Origin of the sequence: Leifsonia sp. NPDC102414, assembly GCF_044765685.1 — a bacterium.
Taxonomy (GTDB): Bacteria; Actinomycetota; Actinomycetes; order Actinomycetales; family Microbacteriaceae; genus Leifsonia.
Genome location: NZ_JBIWKN010000009.1, coordinates 40,211 through 48,882 on the forward strand (window position 1 = coordinate 40,211; position 8,672 = coordinate 48,882).

Sequence of the window (8,672 nt, forward strand, 5' to 3'; positions counted from 1 at the left end):
CGATCTTCCTAGGTGTATCCGGAAGCGGTGGACATGCGCCAGCAATTCCAATCGTTCTGGGCATCGTTGCCATCGTTTGCGGCGTCACTCTTGCCGTGCTTATGATCCGTGGCCCCCGGAACTCATCGGCAAGATGAAGAGGGGAGAGGTCAGCTTCGGTAGCGGGAGCCTTAGTGCGTTCCGTCAACGGGTCCCTGGGGGGTTGTCCTGTGGCCGCTCGTTGCCACAGGAGCTGAGCCTTTCCGTCGAGGTGGCCGCCATCGGCAACCTTCAACGCCGTACCCCGCCGACGCCTGCTCGCACGGATCGAGCCCGGCAACAATCTCTTGGAGACGAAGGGAGCCCTTGGTGGTCATATCGGGGCCGTCGGAACGCTCCTCGGTAGTCCCGCCCTCGGAGGAGCGGCCGCGAGGCCCGCGGGAGTGCAGAGATCGGGTAGGCAGCCACCGCAGCGCTTGGTCTCGATGAGCGCGGGGCCCGGCCATTGCCTGGCTCGCGTCGGCCGAGAGCGCCCACCACGGAGCATGAAGCCACTCCGCACGAGGCTGAGTTGTGCCACCGTGGGCGGGGTGTCTAGTCCGTTGCTCCCTCGGTGGTGACTGACCAGGCGCTTCTCGGTGAGCGGCTCCGGCGGCGGGCGGCCACACTCGAAGCTGTGAACGATGGTGCAACCTCCCGGCGCGTACCGCGATCATTCCGACGCCCTCGGCTCGGTCGTCGCCCTGGCCGACATCGACGGCAACAAGGTCGACTCCTACACCTACAGCCCCCGCGGCGTCCGCATCCTGGCCCAGTCCACCGAACCGGTCGCCCAGCCCTACCGCTTCGCCGGCAACTACCAGGACCCCACCGGCCTCTACCACCTCCAGGCCCGCTACTACGACGCCAACATCGGCCGCTTCACCCAGCCCGACCCCTCCGGCCAGGAACAGAACCCCTACCTCTACGCCGAAGGCGACCCCGTCAACCGCACCGACCCCAACGGCACGATCAGCCTCACCGGGATCGCGGACGCTTCGGGCCGATCGGCAACGGCTTCGTGGGCGGCGTACATCTCTTCCAGGGCGACACGAAGGGGCTCTGGAGCGACGTAGCCGGAGTCGTCACCGGCGGGTTGGCTGGAACAGCTTGTGGCCTCGCTGTTGCGGCATCGGCACCCGCAACCCCCGGCGGATCCCTCGGAGCGACCGCCGGCTGCTACGCCATTTCATGGAGCGTCGGTCAGATCGCGTCGAGCGCTGTAAGTGGTGGCTAGGTAATGGAAAGACGGGTGCCGGGCGCGTGACGCGCCCGGCACCCGCACTCAGAAATTGGAGATGCAATGCCAAACGTTGGTTGGTCCGTTGGCCAGCGCGCTGCTGTGAAGCGATGGATGATGTTCGTCTACCTGTTTGCTGTCGCAGGGCTCATCCTCTCTATCCTGCTGATCGCCATGGGAAACAGTGGCGGTTGGATTCTGCTGACGCTGACAGCATGCATTACCGGTGCGGTCTACATGTTTGTGGGAAACATCCGGAAACGCCAGCCCCGCTGATACCCACGAGTCCTGCTTCGGCACGCTGGCTCTCGTCTGCGGTGCACTTCTTCTGGCCATCTCTTCCGGCGGCCCGGCAGGAGAACTCGGACGGCTGCTCATCGCAGGGGTGCCCTCTGTCTATCTGCAGGGCTGATCAGCAACAAGAAAAGGGGAGTTGGTGGTGACCGAGCGATGGACGTTATGTACGTGGCGTGCTGTCAGGTTCCACTTGGCGCCGATGTCCTTCTGCAGTGCCAGTGCCGGATCCAGGCCTGCTGCCCGTAGCCAGATAGCCGCGTTGAGCGGACTGACCTGGCCCAGTCCGACCAGCTCCGTCAGGAAGGCGATGGGGTGCTCGGGTTGTCCGTGAGAGTTCACCAACGCTGCAGTATCGGCCGCACACGGGAATCGAGGAAGAAGGCCGCGACCTCCCGCCTCGGGCAGGCACTGGGTAGAGCAGGCACCAACGCAGCAGCTCGATCCAGGCCCACAAGCTGGACCAGGGAGCGCACAGCCATGCGCTCTCCCGCCCCCGCCCCGCGACTGCTTGGCCTGAGATGCCAAGGCCGCATCCTTCCGGACGAAGACGGCTATGTGGCCATCGAGGATAGCCGCTACCTGGTGGGCCCATGGGGGCGCAGACTCGCCGTCGAGCTCTCCGAGACCGAGGTGACCATCCGCAGCAGCGGCTACCACAGCGGCAGATTCCACGTCGTGACCTATGCCCGCAGCTGGGCCACAGGCGTCCGCCACACCCTCCCGCTATCCCACACCGTGACCGGGACGGAAGGCAGCCGCGAGGAGACCGTGACGATGGCCAGACACGGCGAGGTTCCCGAGGCGGAAATCGTCCAAACGAGCAACCGGGCCTCACAGGTGGACGGTGACCTACGGGTCCGTTCGGTTCTGCTGGTGGTTCTCTTTTTGGCTTCACCGCGGCCAGGACGAGTACGTCGCCGACATTGACGTGTTGTCCCGCGGTACCGGGGCACGCCGTAGGGCTCTACCAGTTGGTCAGGTCGACAAGGAGATCGCAGTGCGGGTCGTCTGGCGCGGGCTGTCGGTACTGCTCTTCCTCGACGAGGGAGGCCAGGGAAGCGATGAGCGCTGTGGCGGGGGTTTCGGTGAGGCGGATGTCGGCGCCGATGATGCCGGGACGGTCGGTGCGCTGTACGTACAGGCGCAGCAGTCCGTCGCCATGCATGAGGAAGCCGATGAGGAACGGGTCCTCGTCGTCGCCGGGACCGGACAGTGCCTGCACGACGGTGAGCGCCCGCCCCTGCAGGGGCTCCGGGTCCGGAGAAATCTCCTCCGGACATAGCCGGATGAGCGTCATCCCCATGACCTCATCCACATCGCTGCTGCTATACAGCTGGGGGCCCGTCAGAACCGCTCTCAGGAGCCCGGGAACGTAGTAGGGGGCCACCGTGTCGTGGGGGATCTCGTACAGGAAGTCCCGGGCGTTCTCGTCGTCCCCGGCACGGATAGCGACGCGCACGGCGCCGGGCGCAGGCAGGACGCCACGCAGGCGGCAGTACTCGACGAGCGGAGCGTTCAAGAAGTACAGCAGACGCCGGGTGACCTCCGCTTGCTGCTCGCGGTCTTCGGGATCGGTCACGGATGCATCCATGCGGGGCACTTGTTGTTTCTCTGGTTGTGGAAGAACGCGTTGATGACGCCGATCTTCTGTCCCCTGCCTGCGTCGTACAGCCCGCCCTTCGTCTTCCGGGTGTACTGAACGATCGCCGTCACCAAGACGTACTCGATGGCGGCGAGTCGCTTGGTGGCCGGACGAAGACGGTCGCCGATTCACGTCTTTGCGCGGCCATCGTCGATCGGCTCACCTCCAACGGCGCGGTCATCGAGACCGGCACCGAGTCCTACTGCCCCGCTCAGACCAAAGCCAAGCTGAAGAGCGCACAGACCCGCTCAACCTGTAGGGCCACCCACTCCAATTTCGAGACACGGCTATCTCTACTCTCACCGCATGACCGACGCATCAACCCTGTCCCCATTCCACCTGGATGAAGGCAGCGAATCCGATGGCTCCCACTGCCTCTACCTGTTCGACGCTGACATGGAACAGGTCGCCGACGTCTTCGAGGAACACAACGTCGAAAGCCACGGTCACGGCTGGGAAGGCCTGGCAGAGTCACTGGCCCGCTCCCGCATGCCCGAAGACGTCGACAAGCTCCACTTCGGATCAGAGGCCGGTACGTTCGTCGTCACAAGCCCTGACCTACAGGCACTTACAAACCTGGCTGTCCTCCTGCACGCCGCTTTCAGCAACCGTGCACTCCTCAGCCACTACATTCAGACAGCCGACCCACGCTTCCTCGACCGTTAGAACCGGCGAGCGGTGCCAGAACAGCCCGGAACCCGGGCCGTCCAGCCAGGCGGTCGGGGTGCGGTCCGGGACGGTCAGGCCGGCGCCGCGAAGCTCGGCAACGCGATCACGGTGGACACCCTCGCCCGCAAGACAACGTACGGCCGGTACGGCGTCTACCGTTCGAAGAGCTACGGCTACAGCCAATACACCTATGTCAACTGCGGGAAGGGCGCCAAGCACAGCGTCACCATCTACACGCCCCACCGCGTCGGCTGGGCCATCTGGGAGGACTGACGTGTCACGTCGAACCCGCGCAGCCCTGATCCTCGCGTGCGCCACGCTGCTCACCCCCTGGCCGGCTGCTCGTCCGGGCATGACGACAACAAGGCGTCTTCGGCCACGCATTCGTCCGAGCCGTCAGCGAAAGCCACTCCCACTCCGAACTCCACGAAGCCCGCGGTCCAGCAGCCTCCGGAACTGGATGCCGGTGAGAGACTCGCCGGCCGTCAGAAGGCGACTACCGGGAACGCCGCCCTCGCCTTCACTCAAGGCAAAAAGGGAGACGCGCTGATCGTCGCGGTGCGCTGCCAGGGCGCTGGGAAGATCAAGGTCGCTGTCCGGTCCGTACACATCTCCTTCCCGCTGGAATGCCAGGCCGGCGAAGTCAGCACCACCTACAACCAGGTCACGGTCAAAGGCGTGGAACACGGCGGCGTCGTGTCCGTCGAGGCATCTTCTGCCGTGCACTGGTCCATGACGATCGGCCGCGGTACGCCGGCGGAAAAGGAATCGCCCACCTCGACCGCGGAGACCCTGTAGCCACCCACACGGTCATATCGGCCGAACAGCCCCATGGTCTCCACCGGCCCAACGGGCGGAATAGGCACAGGGACGTCTGCTTCTGCGCCCCACACCAAAGATCAAGAACCTGCGATGTGCCGCCCGGATCTTCTACTCTGCTCGTTCGTGCGGCCCGCGCGACGCTAGCGTCAAGGCCATGATCGTATGGCTCAACGGAACCCACGGCTCAGGCAAGACGACCACCAGCGCGCTCGTGCAGGAGCTCATCCCGGACTCCCAGGTGTTCGACGCCGAGAAAGTCGGCGAGACGCTCATGGACATCAAGCCAGGGCTGCCCGCAACGGACAACTTCCAGCACTGGCCGCCGTGGCGTCCCCTCGTCGTCGAGACCGCCCGACGCGTTCTCGAGTACACCGGCGGCACTCTGGTGATGCCCATGACTGTCCTGGTCGAGCGGTACTGGCGTGAGATCAGCTCGGGCCTTGCCGGGCACGACATTCCGGTTCGGCACTTCGTCCTCCACGCAGACCAGAACACCCTCCGCGCGCGCATCGCGGGCGACACCGTTCTCGGCCCCAATTCCCCCTTCCGCCTCCACTACCTCGAGCCCTACGCCGAAGCGGCCCGCACATGGCTGCACGCCGAGGCCGAAGTCGTCGACACCACGCACCTCACCCCCGCCCAGGCCGCCCAGCAGATCGCAGAGACCGTCAAGAGTTGAGACCTCCCGCGCCGCACCTCGCCGACGACAACAGACTGCCCATGAGACAACCACCCCGCCTCGACTCACCACACACAGGTAACCCGTTTCGCCCACCGGCTCAGGCCCACCGCATCCCGAGCTCATCCAGCTCCGCGCGCCGTTGCTCGCTGAGCCTGCCCGCCCTGCGACGGGTATTGTCGAGAAATGCCCCGACCTTGACCGGCTCGCCGTCGACGTCCTCCACCGCCTTCCTCGGCACCCGCAGATGCCCCTCACGTGCGTAAAACTGCCGGGCCGCGGCCAGGTTTGCCGCCCATCGGTCGTCCTGCGTCCGCCGCACCGGCCGCACCAACTCGTCGTCCGTCGGCGCCTGCACGCCGATGGACTCCAACAGGAACTGCTGCGCCGGCATCAGCCGCTCCCACCCAGCCCGCTGCGCAACGACCCACGCTCCAAGGTCCTCGCCCTGCACGACCAGCTCGCCGCTCACGGCGGGAAGTGCACCTCCGGCGCGGACGTGTACCAGGGCAAGCCGGAGACTGCGTTGCCATCCGACGTCCCACGCCGGGCACCAGCCGGGATCGATCTCCGCCAACGCCTCCATACGGCTCTCAGACAGCTCTCCGGCCCAGGAGAAGCCTGTATCCCCGGTGGCACGCCGTTCGGCGTTCTCCATCGCCTTACGAGCCGCCGCGCGCTGATTCTTGGCCCACATCCCCAGCGGGAACGCGTCCCAGACCACGGAAGCAGCGGGCAGGAAATGCCCATGCACAGCCGCATACGATCGGGCGACCTCCAGACCGGCATCCCACGCAGACGCGTGCACCGACCACACCATCCCGAGCTTCTCCAGCTCCCCGACCCGCGAAGCCTCAAGTGTTCCGGCCGTGTAATAGCGCCGCTGGTCCGCGATCCACGTCCCCAGCGGATGCGACCCGACCGCTCCCCAGTCCTCCGGGCTGACGTACGTGAACGGCACCCGCAGCTCGTCGCTGCCGGTCTCGCGCAGCCACCGGGCCGCGGCCTCGACGCCACGCCGCCAGTACGCGCCCTCCGGATCGATCACCCGCAGCTGCACGAACCGGGACAGCGCGACAGGGTCGCGCTCCTCGGTGAACCGCAGAACTCCCACAGCCCGCGCCGACACACGATCCGCCTCCATGCCGACGCCCTCCAGAACGTCATCGTCCCCGTCCAACTCGGCACGCTCAAAAGCTAGTTCGGCCACCGATCGACTGTTGCGCACGCGAGGGTCCGCGAGAGCCTCGATGGTGTCGGCGTCGTGCGCCCGAAGGGCTCCGAGAACCTTGCTAAGCGTGCTGTAAGCATCCGAAGTAAGCAATTCATTCGGATCTTCGTCCGGTCCAAGGAACACCGGAACCACCAGCGAAGCCAATTTTCCCCGCCCTGGATGCAGCCGCAGAGCACGCCCTACCATCTGCACAATATCGACCATCGAACCGCGCGCATCCGAGAAAAGAACCGCGTCACATTCGGCAGTATCGACACCCTCGCCGAGAACGCGCACAGACGATAGAACACGAAACTCGGCACGCATATCCTGACCCTCAAGTCCAGGGCCACCGAGGTAATCGGAAGCGAATTCGTCCAAGACTCCACGTCGGTGTCTCGGGCCGTGCTCGCCATACAACCAGTCCGCCCACACCTGCCCCGCCGCCGGGTAGACGTCCGGCTCCTCCTCGGCGAGCCGGGCAGCGACCCCAGGCACCGACGCCGCCATCGCCTCCGCCTCACCCACCCGACTATGAAAACTCAAGACACGACGGAACCGCTCCTCCACCGCCGCGCGCATGAGCCCGGTCTGCACGGCCGCCAGGCGCGCCCCACGCACCGCGTCCGAACCCGTGTCCTCACTGGTCAGCGCGTCGTACAGATCAGGGTCACGGATGTCGAGACACAGCACCTGATACGGCGCCACGATCCCGCGACTGATGGCCTCCGACAGCGTCAACTTGTAGGCGACCGGCCCGAACACGGGAGAGCCGTCCTCCATCGACGCCACCAACCGCGGCCGCTCACCCTCCGCCTCCCACACCCGCGCCGTCGCCGTCATATACAACCGACGCTCCGCAGACAGCCGCGCCTGGTCGTGAACGGCAGCCCAAGGCTTCAGACCGTCCCCACTCGTGCGGTGGGCCTCGTCCACCACCATCAGGCTCCACACCGGCAGACCAGCCGCATGCGCCCGCTGGAGAATGCCCAGACCAACCGAGGCGTACGTCGCGAACACAGTGACCGTCTCCAACCCGGCCATCCACGAAACGAGTTCATCAGGGTCCGTCGTGCACGGCAGCCCCTGGCTCTCCTCAGCCCGCAGTGAGCAGACACCGATCATCGCGCCCGACCGACCCGCACGACGCCACGCGCCGGCCATCTGCGTCAGCAGATCCAGCGTCGGCACCAAAACCAGCACACGACGGGCGGAAAGCCGGCGCGCGGACTCCGCACCGATCAGGGTTTTACCGGATCCGGTCGCAGCGATTACTTGCGTTCGTAGACCGTCGGGAGGAATGCGGCCACCGGGTGGGACACCGAGAATTCGAGCGACGTTATCGACTGCCTCAGCCTGATGCGGACGCAATTCCATCTGAATCACGAGAGCCAAATTCTTTGAAGTCGATTTATGAAGCCGAGATTCTATAACTGATCCAGCCTCCAGAGTGAATGCTTCCCAGCATCGAGACACTGGAAGATGAGAGGCACCTAGTCATCATCCCAGAATCAAGCCGCCCAGAGAAGTGACGCACCCAAGTTGCTCGGAGATGCGAAACGCCTGGCGCGATGACTGACTGGAAGCCAGAGGGAGGCACTCCATCCTTGTCATCAGTGCCTGCTTCCACCGGATGCGGGCATCGGTAAGGCTGGAGGTGTACCAGTGTCCAGACAATCAGGAATGCATGAACCGCCAGCCTGGACCAAACCGGGGGCTCGCTGGGTCGCCTGGATGTGTTGGCCGATGCTGCTCTTGTGCGCTGGCCTGATGGTATGGCGGATAGTCGAAGGGACTTCAGGAAAAGCCCTCTATCCAGCTCTCATGATGGTCGTCTTCGGTGGACTACTGATCTGGAATCGCGCAAACCGGCGCACTCGCTCGTAGCTAGCCGGCTTTTCTGGCGGCCACGGAGTGGACGGCAGGTCTTCAACCAGGCTGCGGAGCAGACTGGTTGAAGACTGATCCGGCGTTAGCGGGATCTGCTGATCGCGGAGCGATCAGCAGACGGAACGGAGTTCCGTCTCCGCGCGGAGCGCGGGGGAGCGTCGCGTAGCGACGCCGCGTCGTGTCTGCGGAGCAGACCGCGCGC

General features: G+C 65.4%; 11 protein-coding genes. 7 read left to right on the forward strand and 4 right to left on the reverse strand.

Going from position 1 to position 8,672, the window contains the following annotated elements; translation table 11 throughout:
• The first annotated feature begins 662 nt into the window (after positions 1–662).
• Together ACIRCZ_RS19980 and ACIRCZ_RS19985 are read left to right on the forward strand one after the other, a co-directional pair.
• A complete protein-coding gene (locus ACIRCZ_RS19980; protein ID WP_402856576.1) occupies positions 663–1,094 on the forward strand; it encodes an RHS repeat-associated core domain-containing protein in 432 nt (143 codons plus the stop codon).
• A 278-nt stretch (positions 1,095–1,372) separates the two neighbouring features.
• Positions 1,373–1,534 carry a hypothetical protein gene (locus tag ACIRCZ_RS19985; protein ID WP_241539982.1) on the forward strand — a complete coding sequence of 54 codons (162 nt, stop codon included), beginning with the start codon at positions 1,373–1,375 and terminating at the stop codon, positions 1,532–1,534.
• A gap of 120 nt (positions 1,535–1,654) precedes the next feature.
• Here the strand turns inward: ACIRCZ_RS19985 and ACIRCZ_RS19990 are convergent, their stop codons facing one another.
• Complete coding sequence (locus ACIRCZ_RS19990; RefSeq protein WP_402856578.1) at positions 1,655–1,894, reverse strand: hypothetical protein; 240 nt, start codon at positions 1,892–1,894, stop codon at positions 1,655–1,657.
• Positions 1,895–2,110: 216 nt separating this feature from the next.
• On the opposite strand from ACIRCZ_RS19990, the gene ACIRCZ_RS19995 reads away from it, so the two are divergent.
• The gene (locus ACIRCZ_RS19995) at positions 2,111–2,482 is read left to right on the forward strand and encodes a hypothetical protein (protein ID WP_402856581.1); all 372 of its coding nucleotides are present in this window, start codon (positions 2,111–2,113) and stop codon (positions 2,480–2,482) included.
• A 37-nt stretch (positions 2,483–2,519) separates the two neighbouring features.
• Here ACIRCZ_RS19995 and ACIRCZ_RS20000 read toward each other — a convergent pair whose 3' ends face one another.
• Both ACIRCZ_RS20000 and ACIRCZ_RS20005 read right to left on the reverse strand, forming a co-directional pair.
• Positions 2,520–3,134, reverse strand: coding sequence for a hypothetical protein (locus ACIRCZ_RS20000; RefSeq protein ID WP_402856584.1), 615 nt, complete (start codon positions 3,132–3,134; stop codon positions 2,520–2,522).
• Entirely contained in the window at positions 3,131–3,268 is a 138-nt protein-coding gene (locus tag ACIRCZ_RS20005) for a hypothetical protein (RefSeq protein WP_393195951.1), read from the reverse strand. The genes ACIRCZ_RS20000 and ACIRCZ_RS20005 overlap by 4 nt, the downstream gene beginning before the upstream one ends.
• A 235-nt stretch (positions 3,269–3,503) precedes the next feature.
• On the opposite strand from ACIRCZ_RS20005, the gene ACIRCZ_RS20010 reads away from it, so the two are divergent.
• From ACIRCZ_RS20010 to ACIRCZ_RS20025, 4 genes are all read left to right on the forward strand, one after another.
• The gene (locus tag ACIRCZ_RS20010; RefSeq protein WP_402856588.1) at positions 3,504–3,863 is read left to right on the forward strand and encodes an Imm51 family immunity protein; all 360 of its coding nucleotides are present in this window, start codon (positions 3,504–3,506) and stop codon (positions 3,861–3,863) included.
• Between the two features lie 12 nt (positions 3,864–3,875).
• The gene (locus ACIRCZ_RS20015) at positions 3,876–4,139 is read left to right on the forward strand and encodes a hypothetical protein (RefSeq protein ID WP_402856591.1); all 264 of its coding nucleotides are present in this window, start codon (positions 3,876–3,878) and stop codon (positions 4,137–4,139) included.
• A gap of 36 nt (positions 4,140–4,175) precedes the next feature.
• On the forward strand, positions 4,176–4,664 hold the full coding sequence (locus ACIRCZ_RS20020; protein WP_402856594.1) for a hypothetical protein: 489 nt from the start codon (positions 4,176–4,178) through the stop codon (positions 4,662–4,664).
• A gap of 178 nt (positions 4,665–4,842) precedes the next feature.
• Positions 4,843–5,367 carry an AAA family ATPase gene (locus tag ACIRCZ_RS20025; RefSeq protein ID WP_393195960.1) on the forward strand — a complete coding sequence of 175 codons (525 nt, stop codon included), beginning with the start codon at positions 4,843–4,845 and terminating at the stop codon, positions 5,365–5,367.
• Between the two features lie 100 nt (positions 5,368–5,467).
• Here the strand turns inward: ACIRCZ_RS20025 and ACIRCZ_RS20030 are convergent, their stop codons facing one another.
• A complete protein-coding gene (locus tag ACIRCZ_RS20030) occupies positions 5,468–7,957 on the reverse strand; it encodes a Helicase associated domain protein (RefSeq protein WP_402856597.1) in 2,490 nt (829 codons plus the stop codon).
• Between the last annotated feature and the right edge of the window lie 715 nt (positions 7,958–8,672).

Bases quoted from the DNA above. Each gene is read 5' to 3' on its own strand.
- ACIRCZ_RS19980 (WP_402856576.1), top strand. From the start codon at position 663: ATGGTGCAACCTCCCGGCGCGTACCGCGATCATTCCGACGCCCTCGGC.
- ACIRCZ_RS19985 (WP_241539982.1), top strand. From the start codon at position 1,373: ATGATGTTCGTCTACCTGTTTGCTGTCGCAGGGCTCATCCTCTCTATC.
- ACIRCZ_RS20010 (WP_402856588.1), top strand. From the start codon at position 3,504: ATGACCGACGCATCAACCCTGTCCCCATTCCACCTGGATGAAGGCAGC.
- ACIRCZ_RS20025 (WP_393195960.1), top strand. From the start codon at position 4,843: ATGATCGTATGGCTCAACGGAACCCACGGCTCAGGCAAGACGACCACC.
- ACIRCZ_RS20030 (WP_402856597.1), bottom strand. From the start codon at position 7,957: ATGGAATTGCGTCCGCATCAGGCTGAGGCAGTCGATAACGTCGCTCGA.